Here is a 21,439-nt window from a genome sequence, read left to right on the forward strand (position 1 = left end):
AAATTAAGGTTTTGATAGCTAATTGGTAGTGCCTTACCTGTTGCAAAGGCTCAGATTCCCGGCTTATTTTAAAAGTCGGGAATTTTGTTATAACCACTTCAGATGTGTGCTTCTATCCATTCTGATGGTACTGCGATCGCTGCATAAAATGGATAGCGTAACTTTTATCGCAATCAAAGCACGTCAATCTTGACTCCAATCTTGCAACTCTAGTGCTTCAATTCTACCGAAATGGCGCTGATTATGAGTGATCATAACTAGATTATTGGCGATCGCAACCCCAGCAATGAGCAAGTCAATATCATCGATGGGAATCCCTTCAAGGCGCAAGTTTGCGTAAATATCTGCGGATAAGGTGACTGATTGTTCGGTAAGGGGTAAGACAGTATTTTGGGCGACAAACTCCAAAAACAAAGCGAGTTGCTTTTGGGCATCACGGTGCTTTAACCCACTGAGAATTTCGTAATAAGTGATAATACTAATGTTGATTTTACGATAGGTTATCAAGTAATTCTGAAACTGAGCTACTACATTAGTATTACCTCGGAAAAACAAGGACAAGATATCAGTATCAATCAATGCTGGTTTCACGGTTTTGCCTTTGAGAAAATGCTTGCTGACGACGGATAGCAATCTCGTCTGAAAATTCGCCGTATGCTTCTTCTGACATATCGCTCCAGGAACCTGCGAACTGCATGATAGCAGCAGCATTATGATTGTTAGTTTCTGAGCTTAGTCGAAATCCGTGAATCATCTCATAGAGTTGTGATAACTTAGCATCTGGGATTTTCTGCACTTCTTCTAAGACTTTAATTCTCCATTCAGAATCGTGCATTAGCTAATCTCTCCTGATTTTCCAATTTTTAATTTTAATATAAATAACGCATTCCCCACGACTAAAGTTGCGGGATTTTAGTAAACAGATGCACAAGGATTTATAACTTGTGCAGACAGTAAAGTTAAAACTCAGATGCGGAGAGATTTCCAAATTGATCACATTAAACCGATGTCTCAGGGTGGTTTAACTACCATCGATAATTTGCAATTGCTGACACGTAAAGCCCATGTAGAGAAAACCCGTAGAGAGAATATAAAACGATAGTCTTCCAGCGATATCTCTGTATCCGTAGGTAATCCGAATTTTTCTGGTTTGGCAGGTTTAAAATGTATGGTGTCACTCAAAAGAGACTTATGACCTTAACCCTGAACTTGCCACCAGAATTAGAACAGTATCTTGCACAACAAGCTAAACAGCAAGGGCTTTCTGTCGAAACATATACCTTGCAGATTTTGCAAGAATATATTCTGCGAGAAGAGAAACAGTCTAAGTTAGTCAATGCGCTTCAGTCTTGGATTGATGAAGGTGACGCTGATGAGCAGCAAGAAACAGGAGAGTACTTAATTCAAGCCTTAGATGAGGATCGTTTATCTGATCGTAAATTATTCCCTGTTGAGTTAAAAGGTATAACTTGGTGAATCAGGTTATTCTGTTAGATTCAGGGCCACTAGGTTTAGTCACAAATCCAAAGTTGTCTGCTGAAAGCTTGGCTTGCACCCAATGGTTGCAAACACTCGTTCCCTCTGGCAGTCGAGTTATAATTCCTGAAATCGCCGATTATGAAGTGCGGCGAGAATTATTACGAGCAAACAAAGTTAAAGGTATTGCTCGTTTAGATGAGTTAAACCAACTTCTAGAATATTTACCCATCACAACAGCTGCAATGCGTCAAGCTGCATTATTCTGGGCACAAGCTCGTCAACAAGGACAACCAACTGCTGGTGATAAGACAATTGACGGTGACATAATTTTAGTAGCCCAAGCTGTAACTATTATCGATGCAGATGTTGCGATTGCAACAACTAATGTTGGTCATTTATCTAGGTTTGTTGCAGCCGATTTGTGGCAAAACATTAAAGTAAGTTGAGTGAAACCCAACATCATATTAGTTTAATGGTGGGTTTCACAGAATTTAACTACCTTGATTAGGCGGTATTTCTTCAGGTGTTGCTTCCGCCGGGGGAGCGAGTACCGCATCCGGCGCAATTTCTTCTACAGGAATCGGTTGCTTCTCCTCAATTTCTAAATCTGGTTGCGCTGCTTCCACTAATTCGGGAGATGGGGGATGTGGTGGAATCGCTTCTGGTACACTCTCGGTTTTGGCTTCGGTGTCGGTAGTAACTGTCTCCTCTACTGGTTTTTCTGGTATGGCAGTAGTTTTGTCGATAATCTCAACAGTAGGTTTCTCTGCCAGTACAGAGGTAATGTCTTCAGGTTTGGGGGTTGTGGGTGTTTTTTTACTCCCAGTTTGTTGTACCTTGTCTTTCACGCCACTGAAAGTACTACCAAGACCTTTTTGCAGCTGGCCTAGCCGTTCCTGAAGGGAGAATTTATTTACCTGTTCCTGAATGCCAGTTTTCACCGTCTCAGGACTAGGTACTTGAGTTTGTTGTACTTGCGGGGTCAGTTGGCGACGTAATGATAGAGTTTGCCAGCCAAACCAGACCAATAAAGCCACACTAGCCACATGACCCAGCAACAAACCTCCAGTAATGCGTGGTGCAAACACCCATAAGACTAAAGCATAGAACAGTCCTACGCCACTCCAGATAAAGTCATTCTTACGGTGGATTTCTGGAAAAAAGAAAGCTGCTATATAAATGGCTAAACTACCAAGACCGACCACTAAAGCTAGGACAAATGCCAGCATTATTTGGTTACTCCTTACTGCGTTCTTGAATTATTTCAATTTTGCAAATTTTGCCAGTCAATTGTTGATTTAGATACAATTTAAAATTAATTAGCCGCATTAGTTGCGGATTTTTGCCCTTTATTCAAGTCTTAAGGTCTTCTTTAGGGGAGAACGGAAAATATCGGACTACCCTTATAGGTAAAGGATCTGCAAGAGTTAGCCAGAAATTTTTTATGACACTACAAAGCTTTGGTGTGATTGGATTAGCCGTTATGGGTGAGAACATCGCTCTAAACGTGGAGCGCAATGGCTTCCCAATTGCAGTTTACAACCGCTCCCGAGAAAAAACGGATGCGTTTATGGCGCAGCGTGCTACAGGACGGAACGTCAAAGCCGCTTTTACCTTGGAAGAATTCGTTGCCTTATTGGAACGTCCCCGCAAAATTCTAGTAATGGTGCAAGCTGGTAAGCCAGTGGATGCGGTGATTGCTCAACTCAAACCCTTGTTAGAGGAAGGCGATATCATTATCGACGGTGGCAACTCTTGGTTTGAAGATACAGAACGACGCACTCAGGAATTAGAACCCGCAGGACTTCGGTATCTTGGTATGGGTGTCAGTGGCGGTGAAGAAGGAGCGCTAAATGGGCCTTCACTGATGCCTGGAGGTACAACAAGCTCTTATGAGTTTCTATCGCCAATTTTCAACAAAATTGCTGCCCAAGTCGATGATGGCCCTTGTGTAACCTATATTGGCCCTGGTGGTTCTGGCCACTATGTCAAAATGGTACACAACGGCATTGAGTATGGCGATATGCAGCTAATTGCTGAAGCCTACGATTTGCTGAAAAATGTCGCTGGATTAAACCCCAGTCAGCTACATGATGTGTTTGCTGAATGGAACACCACCGATGAACTCGATTCATTTTTGATTGAGATTACGAAGAATATCTTCCCATATATTGACCCAGAAACAAAAAAACCCCTGGTGGATTTGATTGTTGACGCAGCAGGTCAAAAGGGAACTGGACGCTGGACTGTACAAACTGCGTTGGAATTGGGAGTCTCTATTCCTACAATTACAGCAGCAGTTAATGCCCGGATTATCTCTTCGATTAAAGAGGAGCGGGTTGCAGCATCTAAAGCCCTCACAGGCCCCAGTGGCAAGTATGACGGGCAAACCAAGGACTTTATCAACAAAGTACGCGATGCTCTCTATTGCTCAAAAATCTGTTCTTATGCTCAAGGGATGGCGTTGCTATCCACAGCTTCAAAAACATATAACTGGAATTTGGATCTGGGCGAAATGGCGCGGATTTGGAAAGGTGGTTGTATTATTCGCGCTCGCTTTTTGAATAAGATTAAGAAGGCTTTTAGCGAAAATCCAGCTTTGCCTAACCTGCTGTTAGCTCCCGAATTTAAGCAGACAATTCTCGACAGACAGACTGCTTGGCGGGAAGTGATTGCGACAGCTGCAACAGTGGGAATTCCAGTACCCGCATTTAGCGCATCCTTGGATTATTTTGACAGCTATCGCCGCGATCGCTTGCCTCAAAATCTAACTCAAGCACAACGCGACTACTTCGGCGCACATACCTACCTGCGTCTTGATAAGCCCGGAAGTTTCCACACTGAATGGGTTCCCATTGCTGAAGCTAAGAAGTAAATTTTCACACACCTACGTCAGGATATTGTGAAAGGTTAAAAAGTTTCAGAATACAGTTTTAAGGGTGGCTCTGAGTTTCAGAGTCACTTTCTTTTTAGGGAACTCCAAAAAACAAATTATCCCGTTTTTGGAATCAAAACTACTTTTCCTCCCCTGCTCCCTGCTCCCTGCCCCCTGCTCCCTTGCCTCTTGTTCAACGGATACGCACAAATCCAGCTTCATTTATCAGTGTTTGCCCTTGATTTGTTAGTAGCATTTTGGCGTATGCTTCACCAACTTGTTGTTCTAAACTGTTATTATTCTGCTTGACTACGACAAACATTTGGCGTGTAATTGGATACTGACCTGTTTTAAAAGCATCGATGTTTAGCTGGTTTCGTTGCTTCGGACATTGATCGGGTTTAATCAAAGGTTCTGTGTAAGGAGCTACAAAATTGTTCCCTTGTTTAGCAATTGGCAGTGGTTTAATTCGACATTGGGGGACAACTTCGGGAGCCGAAGCGTAGTAAATGCCACCGCGATCGCTTGCTAATTTTCTCAGTCCATCCGTTGTATCGTAAACGTATACTACATTACTGCCAATTTTTTCTCCATTGAGAACGTTGTTAGCAAAGAACTCTACAGTGCCTCCGTCTTCAAAACGACGGGAGTAAGCAGTAATTTTTAGGTTAGGGCCGCCAACCTGATTCCAGTTAGTTATTTTACCAATGTAAATATCTTTGATTTGCCCCAAGGTTAGCCCTGGAATTTGCAGATCGGGGTGAATAGCGATCGCTAATCCTTCTAAAACCACTGGAATTTGCTTTAGGTTAAATCCCCGTTGTTGAGCTTGTTGATACTCTCTGTCTGCGATCGGACGGGAAGATTGAGAAAACGTCAGTTGTCCTTCCAATAACATCCGAATTCCTGTACCGGAACCTGGTGTAGCATTAATCGCATCGGTATAGCGTAATTGAAACTGTGGATGTGCTTTTTTGATTTCAGGATCTATATATTTCCGAATTGTTGCCCAAGATGTGCTGCCACCATAAAACCACGTTCCTTCGGGAGCAGTTACTGAACTAAAATCGGAGTTAACTTTTTTTACAACTAGATTAGAGTTGACTTTTTTCTCAACTAAATCGGAGTTGACTTTTTTCCCAAGAAAATAGGTTAGACCACCACAGATTACTACACCAAGCAAACCAATTAATAACCACAGCTTGATATTTTTCTTTGATTGATGAGTTGAACCCTCTGGCTTGATTGAAGCCGGCTTTAGCGGAGAGCTTTCGCGCAATCCTTGCCAAGTCAACGGTTCTACATTAGCTTCAATACAAATTGTTGGCAGCCAAATTGCCCCTGGATAATCAGACTTAAAATGTTCTAGGCGTTTGCGGGCTTTTTTTACAGAACTAAATAGTGACTTATTATTATGGGTAAATTCTTGGAAAAAATACCTTAAAAAATCTACGGCTACGGGGTCTGGGACAGGTTCCCGCATAATAATAACTTGAGGTAAATGTATTTGGGCAAGTTGGTTAGCTAATCCTAAACCATCACAAGAATTAAAAATTGCTAATTGTAATCCTTTATCAATGGCTTGCTTTAAAGCCTCCTTAAATTCCTCAATAGTTAAACTTTCTTTGTCGTTAAGTTCAATCCAACCTATCTGTCCATCTTCTTGACTTCCACTATGTCCCGTAAAAACAAAAATATGGTAGCCTTGTTCTTCCCAAAAAGCATCAGACAAATCTCGGCGGCTAGGCTTAATTAAACAGCGTACTTCTACTCCATCTCTCTCTAAGTCTTGAATTACCTTTAAGTCATCTTTTGTATTAATGCCGTCACTTCTGCCCACAACAACTAAAATTCTGACCTTAGTACTTTGAGGAACTAGTTTATTTATCTTAGTATTGAAGTTTTTGGGCGCACTGAGGGCAACTTCAGCGTTGGGATAGTGTTCTTCTAATAAATTCCATGCTTGCCAAGGAAGGCGGCGTAAACAGGTATCTTTGGCATCAATGATCACACGAATCTCATCATTTGACTGATTTAATTGTTGAGCGATCGCAATTAATCTATCCCGGATTGGTTGCCACCTGCTATCTCCAGAGTTGAGCCATTGATTCAGATAATTTTTGACTGCTCCCGTGTGTTCTACATGGGAATGAATCGTCACACTTTTAGGTGTAAGACGCAATCCCGGTGCAGGAGCAACACAAGAACGTACAGCTTCGATTTGACGATAAGCTGACTGCCATTCATTAAATGATGATTCTAAATCTGGTGGTAATGGAGGCAAAAACCCTTCCGTTTCTTCATCCAAATTCTTTGCCGTCAGAATTACCAGAAACCCATCTTGTGAGTTGTGTCTAAGTTTCAACTTGACGATCGCCATTCCTGTCTCCTTTTGTTTGTCTTAAACAACAAACTCTTCCGTCAGACTTGTTTCCCCTAACACTATTTTGACACTGAATTTTTCCTCGTGTTGGCAGCTAAACTCTAATTGCATCCAGTCGTCTGCATCCCTTGCTTGCACTTCCATACCAGTGTTCCCGGCTTCATCAAGGACAATCATTTGTAAATCTGGTGGCAGATGAATAGAATCATCGCCAGGGTAAATCCGCAGGCGAATATCAAAAACTTCACTATCTGTAGGAGTTAACTGTAATAACAACAGCACTTGGCTTTCCAAGCTAATCACCTTCGCCCGACTGATGGAGTTAGTTGAACGAATTATTGTGCTACTACTTCTCAAATTATTAGCAAACACTAACTCTGGCGGTTGCCAATCTGTCTCAAAAATTCCTGTAACCCATTGACGCAGATTTATTAATAGCGTTCGTCTATGTATAATCTCGAAAAGAGGATCAAAGGATTGCAGTTGTGCTATTTGGAGTATTGCTGGTGATTCAGCCGTCTCCCTTGCTGGGAGAAATCCTAGTAATTCTACATAATCTAATTGCTGACTAAACTGAACTCCTACATAACCAATGCGTTCTTGTGTCATCGTTAGAGGCAAGACTATAGCAGCCTCACCCGGTAATACTGGACGACATTCAAGCTTACCGACACCCGGCAAGACTAAATCAGCAACATCAAAAATTGCCCTTAAAGCATGATGCCAACTGTCGCCTTGATTTAAGGCTGTCTCAATGTTCAGCCATTTGAGGTAGCTGTGAACAGCATAAACAGCCAAAGTATTCAGATAAACTTGTTTCCCCTTTTGGGGGTTATCTTGCTGGGTGGCAAATTCCTCAGCCCAACGGTGGGCATTTTGGGGGAGAGGGACACTTAAAATATGTGGTTGTGTGTTAGTCATTAGTCAGATCCGAAATTCATACCAATCTCTTTTAACAGGGGAAGGCAATTTTTCTTCCAGTGGGAGTAGAGAGTTTGATTGCTTATATTTAACTCTCTGGCAATATCAGCGATTTTATGAGGTGGTTGTTCCAGAAGTAAGCGCATTGCCAATAAGTGACAATGACATTCTGGATTTTTGCGGGGATGACTAGCTGTTAATTTTCCCTCTTCATCTTGCTCAATATATTGCCAGATACGTTTACCAAGGGATTGGCGCTCAACTTCTTGGATTTGGGCAATTTTGATATCCAACAAATTTAAAGAAATAGTTTGTGACTGACGGTCTGGCAAAATATTCAGCAGGGTTGTTTCGTCACCCTCATCGTTACGGGTAAGTCTGTCTAAACTTATGGTATAATTACTATCTGGTCTGTATAAATCTTTAATGCGCCACTTGAGATAGCCATTAATCCAGATTACTAGGCTTTGTTGGAAAGAAGGCGATACTCCTTTGGAGTCACTTTGTGAACGCGCTTCAAACTTGCAAATTTTCCGGCTCACCCATTCCCAAGTTTGATTTAAGGCTTCTAAATAGTCTTGGTGTCCAGACTTATAAATGCCAGGGAGTTGTTGAACGACCATAAGCAGTCTATTTAATGCTTTCTGCCTTTCTAGACTGGGGTCTGGGTAGCTGCATACCTCATCAATCAGTTTTTTAAGTTGTTCATCCACAACGGTTTTGCTCCCAAGCTGCTATGGTGCTGTTAATTGCTTACCTGAAAGACAACAAAGCTTTTGCTGCTTGAGTTTACCTGATTTTTAATTGACTTATTACGTGTGAATCTTATAAATATCAACAAGTTTTTATTACTCTTGCTAGAGAAAATTCATAGAGAGCATGGCACGCAGTTAAACTAAAATCCAAAAGCCTTGGAAATTAAGGTTTTACACTGATTTTTTCATGAACAACAAGATCCCCGACTTCTCAAAGAAGTCGGGGATCTGAGCTTTTAGGGTAATTCATTTCATAAAATTAGGACTTACGCACACTCTACGAATTCTTGGCGTTCTTGGCGTCTTGGCGGTATGCCTGCGGCACGCTACGCGAACGATAAATTAAGCTTTTCGGCAATTTTTGCGTAAGTCCTGAAAATTACAAAACAGCCAAAAATAAATACGAGGCAAAGGGCTGATGTAAATTGTTTGAGTAGATTGATTTTTAAGGATTGTTATTACCAAGATATTTTGCTTTTAACTCTTCTAATTCTTCATCTATTTTGCTTTTACTCGTAGGCTGAGATGTCGGGTTTGGTGGTTGTATTTTATTTGGTTTAGGTTTGTTGCCACCCAAAAATTGGGTTTTCATTTCCTCTAGTTCCTGATCAACTTGACTAGGAGATGGGGATACAAATGTGGGTGGAGAATTGGGTGCTGATTGAGGGATAGGTTTTGGCGCTATTGCTGGTGTGGCTGCTACTTGCGACTGTTGATTTAAATCTTTGAGAACTTCGTCTACTGTTTGATAACGCCGAATTGGAATGCTTTCTAACATTTTGTTGAGAATGCGACTCAACTCATTACTAACAGGAGTTTTCAAATATTGCTGCCAAACCCAAGCATCGTTGCTTGTATCATAAGAGTCGAAGGGCGATCGCGCTGTTAATAAATTAATACAAGTAGCACCCAAACTGTAAATATCGCTGGAAAATACAGCCCTACCCCTCATTTGTTCCGGGGCAACATATTCTGGACTACCAATACTAGTACCAGTTTGATTTAAGGCAGCGCCAGTGGCAGATTTAGCAGCACCAAAATCTACTAAAACTAGTTTGCGATCGCTCTCGCGTAAAATAATATTTTCTGGCTTAATATCACGGTGAATTACGTGTCTAGCATGGCAAAATTGCAAAACTGACAATAGATCATTCAATAGTTGCCGGATTTGCGTTTCACTAAAAGCACCTCTATGCGCTAATACCTGGGCTAAGTTATGCCCATCAATGAATTCTTGTACAAGATACTGCCGGTCTTCTTGGGTAAAATACGCCAGTAATTCGGGAATTTGAGGATGTTTGCCCAATTCATCTAACTGCACCGCTTCTTGGTTAAATAACTCTACGGCTTTTGCCAGAGTGTTAGTGCCTTGAGATTGAGGATAAAATTGCTTAATTACACAGCGTGGTTTTGAGGGTTTATCTTCATCCACAGCTAAGAAGGTTTTGCCAAAACCACCTTGTCCGATTGGTTTGATAGCACGATAACGTTCTCTGAGGAGTAATTTTGCACCGCAAGTCACGCAAAAATTGACATGATTGGGATTTTCAGGCTTGGGACAATGGGGATTAAGGCAGTAGCTCATACAGGCGATCGCTCTTATATCTCTTTATTTTCTCCTGTCCCAGATAAAATGGGGTTTAGATTCACTAATTATCCAGTATCAGGCTTTGACGCTTTCTGCTCTTTAGAGCAAGTCATTACTCATAATCAAGAGCGTAGGCGCAGCCCGTCGTAGATATGGCTCATAGTTTAACCTATACGCAATATCTACGACGGGCTATTCGGTGTCGTACTGCTACTAGCTAACTAGCCGATACCTTCTATAACTGGATGGAAGTAAAAGGCAAACCCCAATACTGTATAAGCAGCTAATAATAAAGTGCCTTCGAGCCAATTGGATTTACCATCAGAACTAATACTGTTTGCAATCAACACTGACGCAACCACAGCTACTAGTTCAAAGGGTTGGAAATCTAAATCCATTGGTTGTCCTAATATCCGCCCTGCTATAACTAACACGGGCGCGACAAATAGGGCAATCTGCATACTTGATCCCACAGCTACCGAAAGGGAAAGATCCATTTTATTTTTCATTGCTACGGTGACTGCTGTGGCGTGTTCAGCCGCGTTACCGACGATGGGAACCAAAATCACCCCGGTAAACAGCGCCGTCAAACCTAGCTGAGATGTCGCCACTTCTAGAGAATCGACCAACATTTCTGACTCAATTGCCACCATTAAGGTACATACTAGCAACACGCCAACCCACAACATCATATTTGGTTTAGCATGAGGGGTTTCCTCTTCTTCTGTCTCCGCTACACCCACATCATATAGATAGGAGTGGGTTTTCATCGAAAATAGCAGCGTTAAGGCATAAACCAGGATTAACACCACAGCAACAGCAATAGAAAGATTTTGCAGTGTTTCTTCGTTAATTCCTTGAGAGGTATAATTCATTGCCGTTGGCATCAACATGGCAATCACCGCTAAATTCATCGAATCAGCATTCACCCGCGCCACAATTGGCTGAAATGTCTGTTCTTTGTAGCGCAGTCCTCCCAAAAGCATGGAAAAACCCATCACCAGTAGTAAGTTGCTAATAATCGATCCCGTGATACTAGCTTTGACTACATTTATTAATCCAGCATTCAGCGCTACTAAGGCGATGATTAGTTCCGTAGCATTGCCAAAGGTAGCATTTAACAAGCCCCCCATTGAAGGCCCCACTACAACAGCAATTTCTTCTGTGGCTGTACCCATCCAAGCTGCTAAGGGCAAAATTGCCAATCCAGCTGTAATGAAAACTGTCAATTCTCCCCACTCCAGAAAGTGGGCTGCTAGAGAAACTGGGATAAATAGTAATAAAACCAGAAGAATAATGTTTTTAGTTGACATTTGTTGCCTTGGTATGAAGGTATCATTCACAGCGATAAATCCTGAATTTTAAATTTGGAGTGTTGAATTAACAATTACTTTTACTCAGCACTCCAATAGGATACTCTCAACCGCCTGTAGAGCAATTCAGAAATTGTACGGTTTTCAGTTCAATAGTCTGTATGTAAAATAAGATTGCGATTTAAGGAGTTTTCGTAATTTTTTGTTGCAAAAGTATGAATTTGAGCCAAATTATTACACCAAAAATGGGTTTTAATGTATTAAAAGACAATTAAAATTTTGATTGGCGCTGCTAACTACAAAACCCCTAACCGATTCCTTGTTCAATGGCTAATTACATTTAAGCCTTCAGGGAAAGGGCTGTGCGATAACGCAGATTTCCCACTAGAATAAGAAAGATTTGTCAATAATTTGGTTGGATCCCATAGTTGTTGTTTATACCGGATTTTGTGCCCAAACTATTGTAGAAAGCTTTACGCACAATGTTTTCGGTGCAACTGCAAGTTTTTTGTTTTGGATAAATATACATGACTTCTGCTGCTGAAATGCCAGCTAGCTCTGGCTCAACGTTAACATTACATTCAGATCCCAAAAACACTCATGAAACCGATCCCCTGAGAAAGGCTAATGGTGTTTATGTGACGGTGCATGGTCATTTTTACCAGCCACCAAGGGAAAACCCTTATCTGGACGCAATTGAACGCCAACCGAGCGCTGCACCTTTCCATGACTGGAATGAGCGGATTCATTGGGAATGCTATCGTCCGAATGCCTTTGCCAGAGTCTTAAATGACCAAGGCGAAGTGGTGAAAATCGTCAATAATTACGAGTATTTTAGTTTTAATATTGGGCCAACGCTGATGTCGTGGCTAGAACGCTACGATGTGGAGGTTTATCAGCGCATTTTAGAGGCGGATGCCAAGAGTAGCGATCGCTTGCATGGTCACGGCAATGCGATCGCGCAAGTATACAATCACATCATCATGCCTCTGGCGAACGAACGCGACAAATATACCCAAATTCGCTGGGGTAAAGAAGACTTCCGCTCTCGCTTTGGCCGTGATCCCGAAGGGATGTGGTTAGCAGAAACCGGTGTGGATTATGCCACCCTCGAAGCTCTTGTTGCTGAGGGTATTCGCTTTATTATCCTTGCACCATCTCAAGCACTGCGTTGCCGTCCCGCCCCCACTCAAGATCATCCCAATCCCGAATGGATCGAAGTTGGCGGTAGTCAGATTGATTCTACTCGTCCCTATCGTTGTTATTTGAAGCCCACATTAGATACTTCATCTTCGCCTCTGAGTGCGATCAAGGAAGGGAATGGGGATAGTAACCACTCCCCACTCCCCACTCCCCACTCCCCCCCTTACATTGATATCTTCTTCTACGATGGCCCGATATCGCGGGACATGGGTTTTAGTGATGTCGTTTATAATTCCAGCCACTTTGCTGGACGTATCGGCTCGGCCGTGCGTGGGGATCATCGTCCGACACAGTTAATCTCTGTGGCAACGGATGGTGAAACCTTCGGACATCACAAGAAGGGAACTGAGAAAACTTTAGCCTACGCCTTTACTAAAGAGTTTCCCCAGCAAGGTTGGACGGTGACGAACTTCGCTCACTATCTCAGCCTCAATTCTCCTGGTTGGGAAGTGGAATTAAAGTCAGTCACAGCCTGGAGTTGCGCCCACGGTGTAGACAGATGGCAAGATGACTGTGGTTGCGGTGGAGAAGGTGGTGTTTGGCATCAGAAATGGCGTCGTCCCTTGCGGGATTCCCTAAATTGGCTGCGGGATCAGCTAACTGAGGTGTATGAAGAACATGGCAGACAGTTATTTCGTGATCCCTGGCTAGCACGAGATGAATATATCCAAATACTGCGCGATCGCACTGCTACCAATGTCAACCGTTTCCTAGCCCGTCATCAAACCCACAAACTAACCGCAGCAGAACAAGTAGACGCTCTCCGGCTATTGGAAATGCAGCGTCACGCTTTATTGATGTTCACTAGTTGCGGTTGGTTTTTTGAAGAAATTTCCCGTCCAGAGGGGACACAAATTCTCCGCTACGCCGGCCGTGCTTTGGAATTAGCAGGGGAAGTGGCTGGTGTGCAGTTGGAAAAGGGCTTCGTCAAACGTCTTGGTTTAGCCCCCAGCAATGTCGATGACTTCAAACACGGTGGCGAAATTTATCGGCAACTCGTGTTAACTGCCCAGCTTGGCTTTAAGCAAGTAGCAGCCCATTACGCCATTACTTCCTTATTTACCAATCACAAACCAGCAGAAACGCACAATTCTTTGCCTAGAAAGGATGCTGCTGATAAACAGTCTCAGCGTTACCAGAAAAAGGTTTATTGCTACGCTGCTAATGAGCTAGATTACCAACTGCAACGCATGGGATCGCTAACTCTGGCTGTAGGAAATTTAAAGCTGGTATCAGAGATTACTTGGGAAAGTGAGCATTTGGTATTTGCGGTTCTCCATTTGGGAGGCTGGGATTTTCACTGCTGCATTCAACAATTTACTGGACGGCGTGACTATAGCCAATTAAAAGAAAAGCTATTTGGCGCACTAAAACAAGCTAGTGCAGCTCATACTATCTTGGCAATGACACAGCTATTTGGCGAAGAAGCTTTCAACTTGCAAAATCTATTTGCTGAAGAACGCCACCGGATTATGGGGCTGCTTAGTCAGGAAACGCTGACACGTTTAGGGCAGTTGTATACTCAAGCGTACCGTGATAATTATGGTGTGCTGATGGCGTTTCATCGAGATGAAATAGCAGTACCGCAAGAATTGCAGGTAGCAGCCGATATTGCTTTGGGGCATCGCTGTCTGATGACATTGCGATCGCTTGAGCAAGATATCGCTGATCCCCAAAAGAGTTGGAGTCACATATTAGAATTGGAAGCGATCGCTACTGAAGCAAAACATCTGCGTTGTCGGCTGAATATTCCCGACGGTAAGCAGATGTTAGAACAGTTAATTGCGCGATCGCTTTGGCAATTGTTGCACGATGCCAATGGTAGCTTTAATGCAGATATCCAGATATTGGAGCGATTGATTGATGTCGGGGATCAACTAAATATTGATGTTTCCCTACAGCGATCGCAAGAACTCTATTTTAGTTGTCTGCAAAGTCAGATAGCGCCGGTGTGTATTACTAGCTTTGGGAATGAAGCAGGTAATCAGTGTCTTCAGTTGCTCAAGTTGGGTAAAAAGTTAGCTGTTGATGTTAGCGTGATCTCAAATCAGTTAGGGATGTAGCCCCGCATTTCTCACTCTTCTCAAGGCGTTTGATGGAGCAGAGGAGAAGTAATGAGTAACGAGTAATGAGTAATAAGTAAAAACTTCTTACTTATTACTTCTTACTCATTACTTATTACTCTCCCCGGCACTTGTGCAGGCTTTAAGAGGTGTGGTGAGAAATCCGGGTAGCGCATCACAGCCATGCATTGGTGTCAACTTAAGTCAAAACCTCGTTCCCAGTTAGAGATTGGGAACGAGGTCAATCAAGTTCGGATAAAAATTTCACGCAAGGAAAATGGGAAAATTTTCCCTTTTTCTTTTTAATTTCTTTTACTTAACTAGCGATCGCAATGGTAAGGATAAAGCCATTCACACCTGAAGAGTCCGTGGGTATGTTTCTCAAAAAAGGTTCCTGCATGGCGACTACGTGATATATCGATCCCAGCTTTCGTTTTAATCTCATATAACCAAGGAAAGGATACTATTAAAACAGCTATGACCGCGAAGAGGTAAAAAATCGTAGTTTTAATATTGAACAATCTTAGAGAATTGCTATTGTGATTTTGAGGCATAGATCGTGATAAATTAATAGCTCATCCAATCCTAACCTAAAGTTTAAAATATCGCTGGAAGCGGGAATCAATGTTGCTTGATTTCTGCTGATTGCACGTTAAACAGAGGGTTTGTAGATTGCTAATATCATTTTGACCACCACGAAAGAGGGGAATAATATGGTCAATACTGAGGTTAGTTTCTCCGGTAGTTTCACCGCAGCTTTGGCACTGATATTTGTCACGTTCAAAAACATATTTTTTCACTTCTGGCGGGATACGAATGCGGGGAGTTTTGCTCATTTTCTCTCTAGTTATTAATAAACTTTTCCAAACTTGGTACATCTACCCAACTTGCTTTTGTATGAGATTCATGGGATAAATCCATCAACAACTGAGAATAAATTCCTTCTCGCAGCGATGGTATAATTTCCTGATTGCGTTCAATTCCTTGCACCCATTGGTCTACTACGCGGATAAATGCTGAGATGCGCCCATCAGCATAATTTTTGGGAAAAATTAACCGATTTGGTATTTCTATTTCCGTCAAGGGTTTACCTGGCTGGGAACCCCAAACACGAAAACCGTGGATATAATCTTTTTGATTCTCACTGCCTACAATTAATGTACCGCGATCGCCATATACTTCTACCCAATGGGTTCTCGGTGCGTGAACAACTGCACTGATAGAAAGTTGGCAAGGTGTACCATTCGCTAATTCCAGGGTTAATATACAGTTGTCATCTGTATTCACTGGCTTAGATTCCCCACTAACAGGTTCAATTCGTGTAGGAATCGCAGTAGTTAAATGGGCGCTTAATCTACGGACTGGCCCAAATAACCAGTGAATGTAATCAAAGGCGTGGGAACCCAAAGATCCTAATGCACCGCCTCCTTTTTCTTTATCAGAATACCAATTCCAAGGGCGTGAAGTATCAGCACGAGAAGAACCTAACCAATCAATTTTAATTAGGCGCAACTTACCTACATAGTCTTCTGATAATAGTTCAGCAAACAACTGCCATGCTGGTACAAAGCGAAATTCAAAGTCTACAGTTGCAATAACGCCTTTTGCTTTAGCTAACTGATAAAGTTCTTTAGCTTCAACTGCATTTAGGGTTGTAGGTTTTTCTAGTAATAAATGTTTCCCAGCGTGCAATACGGTTTTTGCCATTTCATAGTGCAAAAATGGCGGTGTAGAGATACTGACTGCTTGCACTTCTGGTAATGCCACAATCTCAGCCAGAGAATCAGAAGCGTGGTGAATATTATAGGATTCTGCTATAGCTTTGGCTTTATTTATATCTCGGTGATAAACAGCAACTACCTCAGTTTGAGGATGTGCTTGAAAGCCCGGTATGTGGACTTTTTGACCAAATCCAGTACCTGCGATCGCAATTCCAATCATATAATTTTTGTTCCTATATTTATGTGATTTTTATTATCGTAAAACTCTAATTGTCAAAGGATAACGATAATGCTCACCCTTGTAAGCTTTGACGGAGGCAAAAGTCACTACAAACAATTGTAATACCAGTTTGAATGACAATAATGACATAAGTACAGCTAGCAAGCCGTTTAAAGTGTTTTTTATTTCATTAGATGAACCGTTGTTAGTCAAAATTATACTCAAACTAACTGATAATAAAATTAATGATATTGCTATGACGATTAAGGTATATAATGTTAAAGAAAATTGAAAATTTATTGATTCCTTCCCTTGTAAATCAATCCAGGGATATTGGGTTTTTTTTAATCGCCAAATCAGTAGTGGTGCTAAAAGATTTAAAGGTAAATATAAAGGAATACCAAGAAATACTAGAAAAACCAATAATATCCATCCTAATAAAGCCGAGAAATGACACAACACCGCCCATATACGCATTTGTTGTTTAGGTTTTGATCTCATGGCTTTTTATGTGTAAGTGGATTTATCAGATAATTACCCACTGTAATTATCTATAAAAAGCCGAAAAAGAGCAAAAACTTAAAAGCTAAGTATTTCTCTTTCAGAATTTTTGATAAAAGGTTCTATTTCCCAGAGTATACCCTCTTGTGGCAGCAGCGCAACTTCTAAGCTTTTGAGGATTTTATCAACTTGAGTGATGGCGTAACCGCCCGCCGCAGGCGATGGTCTCCGACCGGCCGGAGGTAGGGTGTTGATTTTGATGAAATTTAGTGATTTTCGGTTCATGCTATTTTTGTGAGAGTCAAAAATATCTCTCCTGTCATTGCGAGCGGAGCGAAGCAATCGCCTGGGATTGCTTCGCTCCGCTCGCAATGACTACACAAATTTTGCATGATTTTTTACCTCCTCAAAAAGCATAGAGTCAACACCCTAGACCGGAGGTCATCGCAATTTGAAAACAATCTGACAGTTTATACTGAGTACTGGCGCAAGCAACCAGTGGGGATACTCAATAGCAAGGTTAATATTTGAAGAAGAAGTCAGAATTCAGGAGTCAGAATTAATCAGTGGGGGATTCAGACCCGCCACTGAATTGTTGTACCACTAAATCTTCTCTTTCAGAGACGCTGCGCGAACGATTTAGTGGTCTTCAATCCCTTGATTCATCCGCTCTTTCGTTCAAAATTCATTCTGAATTCTGGCTCCTGACTCCTGAATTCTGTTTCGATAACTTACGCATAAGATATCCGCTCTATGCTGTAAACTTAATAACACTAAAGAATCTTCAATATGCGAGTTCAAATAACTGTAGTTGCGATCGCAGCAATGTTAGTGAGTGGTAAAAATCTAGAGGCCCTTGCAGACTCGCAATCATCTACTCAAGATGGAGCTAGTGAAGTTGCGACACCAGAAGCTACGATCCATATAGAGGGAGGATACGCCCAATATGGTGATTATATAGGAGTTAGTTTAGGAGATAGCCAGACACTGGAAATTTCCCAAAAAGTCGTCAAAGATATTCAGATTCGTTTTATTAATAACAGAGGTCTGCCAATCAGAGGGCGAACTCAGAAAGATTTTATCATTGGTTTGCTGAGACTCAAACCAGGTCAGGTATTCCGTGAAGATTTACTTCAAGCAGACTTACAACGATTGAGGAGATTAGAGTCATTTAATCAAGTCAATGTCTACTCTAAAGAAGACGCTTCTAATGTTAATATCGTTTATGCAATCAAAGAACGTAGCTTCCCTTCTATCATTTTAGGAGGCGGTAATAACGATGACGTTGGGCTATACGGTAGGGTGGGTTATAGAGATGAAAATGTTAGCGGACTGAACGATAGATTAAATACAGTTTTGCAGTTCAGCACTAGAGATGTCCAATTTAATGGTCAATTCACTAGTCGTTATCGTTCTGAAGAACCAAACCATTTAGGCTATAGCATTAGAGGTTTTCGTAGTCGAAATACATCGGGAACCTTCAATGACGATATCAGATTGGCTAACGGCAGCAAAGTGCGAGAAGGAAGATTTGGTGGTTCTGTAGCACTTTTACGAGCTTTCGATGAGTGGGATACATCTGTAGCGCTCAACTATACCAGAATTAGTCTACGCAATCAAGAATATAACGTTGTCCAGGTCGATAGATTGGGGAGTCCTCTATCTGTGAGCGGGACTGGAATTGATGACCTATTTACAGTATCATTTGCTGTATCCAAAGATCAACGCGATCGCCGAGACAATCCGACTCAAGGATCAATTCTCACCTTCAGCACAGAACAAGCGATTCCCATCGGACTGGGGAATATTTCCAGCAATCGCTTACAAGGAGATTATATTCATTATTTTCCAGTTAGTTGGATAGGTAATGGTAGATCAACAGATAATCCAGAGATGTTGGCGATTAATTTACAAATTGGCACAACTATTGGAAACTTCCCACCAGCCGATGCTTTTAATATTGGCGGAATAGATTCTGTCAGAGGTTACGGTTATGGTAAAGTTGCCAGTGGCCGGAGTTATGGTTTAGCTTCGGTGGAATATCGGTTCCCAATTTTTCAGTCAGTAGGGGGAGTTGTCTTTACTGACTTCGCCTCAGATTTTGGGTCTAGCGATACCGTGTTAGGAGAACCAGGAGTCTTACGAGATAAACCAGGAAGCGGCTTTGGTTACGGCTTAGGATTGCGGCTGAACTCACCTTTTGGGTTGATTCGAGGCGACTTAGGAATTAGCGACCAAGGAGAAGTTAGATTTGAAGTTACTACAGGTCAACGATTTTAATTCCATTAATTTTTACCTTGTATTGAGACAAAATGGGAGAGAAGCGATCGCTCATTTTGGTATTTTTGAAAAAATTGCGGCGGGTATTATGAAAAACTTGCAAGTTGTAGAGAAAGAGTTTTCATCTGTCCCGATTATTGATATCAGCACCTTGGTTTCTAGAAAAGGAAATCTCTATTCCGTTGCATCTCAAATTAAACAAGCGTGTCGAGGCTGGGATAACGCTAACATCCATGATTTTCGCGGAACTTATGGTGATTATGTGTTAAACAAGGTATCCAAGGTTTTCCCAGAATTGCGACGAGCAGTATTATAAGGTTTTAACGTGTCGCGGAAGTCCCCACCCTCAATGTACTCATAGGGTGGGGATAGGGAGCGGACGGCGACGATTCCAACTCCGACCAATATCAATCTATTGATTGATTAGGGAGTGGGTTGGATAAGGAGTCGTCAATCTTGGGGCTAGGCAACCTATCGATCCAATCTTCGACCAACTGCGTAACTGTTTTTTCTTTGCTGTTCGCATAAGCCTTAAGCTTGTCATTTCGTTTCTGCGACAATCTAACTCTGATGGATCTTTCTTTCATGATGTATCACCGCTATGGATACATATATGTTATGATGTAAATGGTTGTTGACCCACCCACTCGACTCATATAACAAACGGCCACAGTAGCGGTAAGACGCTTGCCTAGACTAAGAGCGAGAGAAAGGGGGAAAGACTTCGGTCACTGGTTCGCATGGTTACGTCCTGCGGTAAAAATAAGCCATACAGAGGTGTACGGAAAAGTAATAAAACTGTCCTCGGTTGGCGGACGGCTGCGCGGGTTCTCTCCATGAAGAGATAAAACTGGGCAACCAGTAGAAACGCTGTGTAAGGCCATCATCGGGTTTAGTCCCGAATATCCTTGTGATATACCCAACGTGGCAACGGCGAATGAGACGCGAAACGATGATGGTTGTTATTTTGAAGCTCCGGCTTCAGCGTAGCAAGCCGGAGTACTTCACACCATGTATTCTCTGCTGAGTTTCCTTTTGCTGAGGTTCTTGTATGTCAGATGCGCGAAAGGGTAGGTGTACAAATTCCACAGCCCTAAAAAAGTGCCTCTATCCCCACACCAGCAAGCATTTCACCCCGCTAATTACCCATTCGTTATCCGCGCAATCTCTGAAATGCTTACAAAAATTGGGTTTCAGCCTTTAAATTTTCCTGACACTCTTTCCAAACGAATTCTCTAATGCTATGATTGCTCAAGAATCGCGCAACCGCACCTTGAAAACTAAATACAGCTTGGGTTTCAGGCTCCCGCTATTGCAATTCATCAAAATCCCTATTAGGGATTGAAACCGTAACCCAGGACTGCTACCAAAATTACGCATGATTTAAGATTGCAATTCATCAAAATCCCTATTAGGGATTGAAACAGACTGGGCAGATTTACATATCATTCCGATCGAAAATTGCAATTCATCAAAATCCCTATTAGGGATTGAAACTTATCTAAACCTACCCTATACGATTTATCTGTAAATTGCAATTCATCAAAATCCCTATTAGGGATTGAAACTTACCTTCTTCGAGCTTGAGGTTGAAGAAACCTAGTTCAATTGCAATTCATCAAAATCCCTATTAGGGATTGAAACGCAAAAGCTGAACGTATTGCTATATTAAGCGCGGCTATTGCAATTCATCAAAATCCCTATTAGGGATTGAAACCATGAGAATTTAAACCAGAACTGAGGAGCTAAAGATTGCAATTCATCAAAATCCCTATTAGGGATTGAAACAGCGCGATCAGCTTACAGACTTGCACGCCTAAGATTGCAATTCATCAAAATCCCTATTAGGGATTGAAACGGAATACTGCTTAAAGCTAATTCCGATTTATGAAGATTGCAATTCATCAAAATCCCTATTAGGGATTGAAACTTGGGAATAGGTATCGCTTGCTGACTTTAGGATTTATTGCAATTCATCAAAATCCCTATTAGGGATTGAAACTCACCAGACCAACGCCGCACCGAGGGATTGCCGGATTGCAATTCATCAAAATCCCTATTAGGGATTGAAACTCTTTTTATGGTGGTGGCGACGGCTTTGATGGAAAAATTGCAATTCATCAAAATCCCTATTAGA

At 41.9% G+C, this 21,439-nt stretch carries 20 protein-coding genes, 1 pseudogene and 1 CRISPR repeat array; of the genes and pseudogenes, 7 read left to right on the plus strand and 14 right to left on the minus strand.

All coding sequences use genetic code 11. The features are described from left to right. Window positions 1-183: 183 nt before the first annotated feature. Window positions 184-591, minus strand: coding sequence for a type II toxin-antitoxin system VapC family toxin (locus VB732_RS32655; protein ID WP_323234990.1), 408 nt, complete (start codon window positions 589-591; stop codon window positions 184-186). Further along, a complete protein-coding gene (locus tag VB732_RS32660; RefSeq protein ID WP_323234991.1) occupies window positions 572-835 on the minus strand; it encodes a hypothetical protein in 264 nt (87 codons plus the stop codon). Before VB732_RS32660 ends, VB732_RS32655 begins: the two co-directional genes overlap by 20 nt. Window positions 836-937: 102 nt before the next feature. Between VB732_RS32660 and VB732_RS36065 the strand changes: the two genes are divergently transcribed. The 3 genes from VB732_RS36065 (at window position 938) to VB732_RS32670 (ending at window position 1,925) form a co-directional block, all read left to right on the plus strand. Beyond that, window positions 938-1,102, plus strand: a complete 165-nt coding sequence (locus tag VB732_RS36065) for an HNH endonuclease signature motif containing protein (RefSeq protein ID WP_416235794.1) — start codon at window positions 938-940, stop codon at window positions 1,100-1,102. Between the two features lie 89 nt (window positions 1,103-1,191). After that, window positions 1,192-1,476, plus strand: a complete 285-nt coding sequence (locus tag VB732_RS32665; RefSeq protein ID WP_323234992.1) for a hypothetical protein — start codon at window positions 1,192-1,194, stop codon at window positions 1,474-1,476. After that, window positions 1,473-1,925, plus strand: a complete 453-nt coding sequence (locus VB732_RS32670; RefSeq protein ID WP_323234993.1) for a nuclease — start codon at window positions 1,473-1,475, stop codon at window positions 1,923-1,925. The genes VB732_RS32665 and VB732_RS32670 overlap by 4 nt, the downstream gene beginning before the upstream one ends. A gap of 45 nt (window positions 1,926-1,970) precedes the next feature. Here the strand turns inward: VB732_RS32670 and VB732_RS32675 are convergent, their stop codons facing one another. After that, window positions 1,971-2,708 (minus strand): Ycf66 family protein, encoded by a 738-nt coding sequence (locus VB732_RS32675; protein WP_323234994.1) that lies wholly within the window; start codon window positions 2,706-2,708, stop codon window positions 1,971-1,973. A gap of 215 nt (window positions 2,709-2,923) precedes the next feature. Here VB732_RS32675 and gndA point away from each other — a divergent pair, with 215 nt between their 5' ends. Continuing rightward, window positions 2,924-4,354, plus strand: a complete 1,431-nt coding sequence (gene gndA, locus VB732_RS32680) for an NADP-dependent phosphogluconate dehydrogenase (protein WP_323234995.1) — start codon at window positions 2,924-2,926, stop codon at window positions 4,352-4,354. Window positions 4,355-4,547: 193 nt separating this feature from the next. Here gndA and VB732_RS36070 read toward each other — a convergent pair whose 3' ends face one another. From VB732_RS36070 to cax, 6 genes and pseudogenes are all read right to left on the minus strand, one after another. Further along, a complete protein-coding gene (locus VB732_RS36070) occupies window positions 4,548-5,600 on the minus strand; it encodes a PstS family phosphate ABC transporter substrate-binding protein (protein WP_416235795.1) in 1,053 nt (350 codons plus the stop codon). Between the two features lie 114 nt (window positions 5,601-5,714). After that, window positions 5,715-6,734: pseudogene (locus VB732_RS36075) on the minus strand (CHAT domain-containing protein); the annotation flags it as partial. Between the two features lie 21 nt (window positions 6,735-6,755). Further along, the gene (locus VB732_RS32690) at window positions 6,756-7,658 is read right to left on the minus strand and encodes a DUF1822 family protein (RefSeq protein ID WP_323234997.1); all 903 of its coding nucleotides are present in this window, start codon (window positions 7,656-7,658) and stop codon (window positions 6,756-6,758) included. After that, the gene (locus VB732_RS32695) at window positions 7,658-8,371 is read right to left on the minus strand and encodes a helix-turn-helix domain-containing protein (protein ID WP_323234998.1); all 714 of its coding nucleotides are present in this window, start codon (window positions 8,369-8,371) and stop codon (window positions 7,658-7,660) included. The genes VB732_RS32690 and VB732_RS32695 overlap by 1 nt, the downstream gene beginning before the upstream one ends. A 487-nt stretch (window positions 8,372-8,858) precedes the next feature. Beyond that, window positions 8,859-9,998 carry a protein kinase domain-containing protein gene (locus tag VB732_RS32700; RefSeq protein WP_323234999.1) on the minus strand — a complete coding sequence of 380 codons (1,140 nt, stop codon included), beginning with the start codon at window positions 9,996-9,998 and terminating at the stop codon, window positions 8,859-8,861. Window positions 9,999-10,222: 224 nt separating this feature from the next. Further along, window positions 10,223-11,314 (minus strand): calcium/proton exchanger, encoded by a 1,092-nt coding sequence (gene cax / locus VB732_RS32705; RefSeq protein WP_323235000.1) that lies wholly within the window; start codon window positions 11,312-11,314, stop codon window positions 10,223-10,225. Window positions 11,315-11,841: 527 nt separating this feature from the next. Here cax and VB732_RS32710 point away from each other — a divergent pair. Further along, on the plus strand, window positions 11,842-14,580 hold the full coding sequence (locus VB732_RS32710; protein WP_323235001.1) for a DUF3536 domain-containing protein: 2,739 nt from the start codon (window positions 11,842-11,844) through the stop codon (window positions 14,578-14,580). A gap of 320 nt (window positions 14,581-14,900) precedes the next feature. On the opposite strand, the gene VB732_RS32715 is transcribed toward VB732_RS32710, so the two are convergent. The 5 genes from VB732_RS32715 to VB732_RS32735 all read right to left on the minus strand — a co-directional run bounded on the left by VB732_RS32715 (window position 14,901) and on the right by VB732_RS32735 (window position 17,307). Next, the gene (locus tag VB732_RS32715; RefSeq protein WP_323235002.1) at window positions 14,901-15,134 is read right to left on the minus strand and encodes a hypothetical protein; all 234 of its coding nucleotides are present in this window, start codon (window positions 15,132-15,134) and stop codon (window positions 14,901-14,903) included. A gap of 36 nt (window positions 15,135-15,170) precedes the next feature. Then, complete coding sequence (locus tag VB732_RS32720; protein ID WP_323235003.1) at window positions 15,171-15,416, minus strand: HNH endonuclease; 246 nt, start codon at window positions 15,414-15,416, stop codon at window positions 15,171-15,173. A gap of 7 nt (window positions 15,417-15,423) precedes the next feature. Continuing rightward, entirely contained in the window at window positions 15,424-16,521 is a 1,098-nt protein-coding gene (locus VB732_RS32725) for a Gfo/Idh/MocA family oxidoreductase (RefSeq protein WP_323235004.1), read from the minus strand. 33 nt (window positions 16,522-16,554) lie between these two features. Then, window positions 16,555-17,022 (minus strand): DUF4870 domain-containing protein, encoded by a 468-nt coding sequence (locus VB732_RS32730; protein ID WP_323235005.1) that lies wholly within the window; start codon window positions 17,020-17,022, stop codon window positions 16,555-16,557. 78 nt (window positions 17,023-17,100) lie between these two features. Then, window positions 17,101-17,307 (minus strand): hypothetical protein, encoded by a 207-nt coding sequence (locus VB732_RS32735; protein WP_323235006.1) that lies wholly within the window; start codon window positions 17,305-17,307, stop codon window positions 17,101-17,103. A 504-nt stretch (window positions 17,308-17,811) separates the two neighbouring features. Here VB732_RS32735 and VB732_RS32740 point away from each other — a divergent pair. Beyond that, window positions 17,812-19,302: a BamA/TamA family outer membrane protein gene (locus VB732_RS32740; RefSeq protein ID WP_323235007.1), complete on the plus strand. Its 1,491-nt coding sequence runs from the start codon at window positions 17,812-17,814 to the stop codon at window positions 19,300-19,302. Continuing rightward, window positions 19,274-19,618, plus strand: a complete 345-nt coding sequence (locus VB732_RS32745) for a hypothetical protein (RefSeq protein WP_323235008.1) — start codon at window positions 19,274-19,276, stop codon at window positions 19,616-19,618. Before VB732_RS32740 ends, VB732_RS32745 begins: the two co-directional genes overlap by 29 nt. A 995-nt stretch (window positions 19,619-20,613) precedes the next feature. Further along, window positions 20,614-21,375: a CRISPR direct-repeat array (repeat unit 37 nt; unit sequence ATTGCAATTCATCAAAATCCCTATTAGGGATTGAAAC). The last annotated feature ends 64 nt before the right edge of the window (window positions 21,376-21,439 follow it).

The sequence above is a fragment of the Nostoc sp. UHCC 0252 genome, assembly GCF_034931145.1.
GTDB lineage: Bacteria > Cyanobacteriota > Cyanobacteriia > Cyanobacteriales > Nostocaceae > Nostoc.

Excerpts from the sequence above, each read along its gene's own strand:
- VB732_RS32660 (WP_323234991.1), bottom strand. The coding sequence starts at position 835 with ATGCACGATTCTGAATGGAGAATTAAAGTCTTAGAAGAAGTGCAGAAA.
- VB732_RS32665 (WP_323234992.1), top strand. The coding sequence starts at position 1,192 with ATGACCTTAACCCTGAACTTGCCACCAGAATTAGAACAGTATCTTGCA.
- VB732_RS32675 (WP_323234994.1), bottom strand. The coding sequence starts at position 2,708 with ATGCTGGCATTTGTCCTAGCTTTAGTGGTCGGTCTTGGTAGTTTAGCC.
- gndA (WP_323234995.1), top strand. The coding sequence starts at position 2,924 with ATGACACTACAAAGCTTTGGTGTGATTGGATTAGCCGTTATGGGTGAG.
- VB732_RS32690 (WP_323234997.1), bottom strand. The coding sequence starts at position 7,658 with ATGACTAACACACAACCACATATTTTAAGTGTCCCTCTCCCCCAAAAT.
- VB732_RS32700 (WP_323234999.1), bottom strand. The coding sequence starts at position 9,998 with ATGAGCTACTGCCTTAATCCCCATTGTCCCAAGCCTGAAAATCCCAAT.
- cax (WP_323235000.1), bottom strand. The coding sequence starts at position 11,314 with ATGTCAACTAAAAACATTATTCTTCTGGTTTTATTACTATTTATCCCA.
- VB732_RS32710 (WP_323235001.1), top strand. The coding sequence starts at position 11,842 with ATGACTTCTGCTGCTGAAATGCCAGCTAGCTCTGGCTCAACGTTAACA.
- VB732_RS32715 (WP_323235002.1), bottom strand. The coding sequence starts at position 15,134 with ATGCCTCAAAATCACAATAGCAATTCTCTAAGATTGTTCAATATTAAA.
- VB732_RS32720 (WP_323235003.1), bottom strand. The coding sequence starts at position 15,416 with ATGAGCAAAACTCCCCGCATTCGTATCCCGCCAGAAGTGAAAAAATAT.
- VB732_RS32725 (WP_323235004.1), bottom strand. The coding sequence starts at position 16,521 with ATGATTGGAATTGCGATCGCAGGTACTGGATTTGGTCAAAAAGTCCAC.
- VB732_RS32730 (WP_323235005.1), bottom strand. The coding sequence starts at position 17,022 with ATGAGATCAAAACCTAAACAACAAATGCGTATATGGGCGGTGTTGTGT.
- VB732_RS32735 (WP_323235006.1), bottom strand. The coding sequence starts at position 17,307 with ATGAACCGAAAATCACTAAATTTCATCAAAATCAACACCCTACCTCCG.
- VB732_RS32740 (WP_323235007.1), top strand. The coding sequence starts at position 17,812 with ATGCGAGTTCAAATAACTGTAGTTGCGATCGCAGCAATGTTAGTGAGT.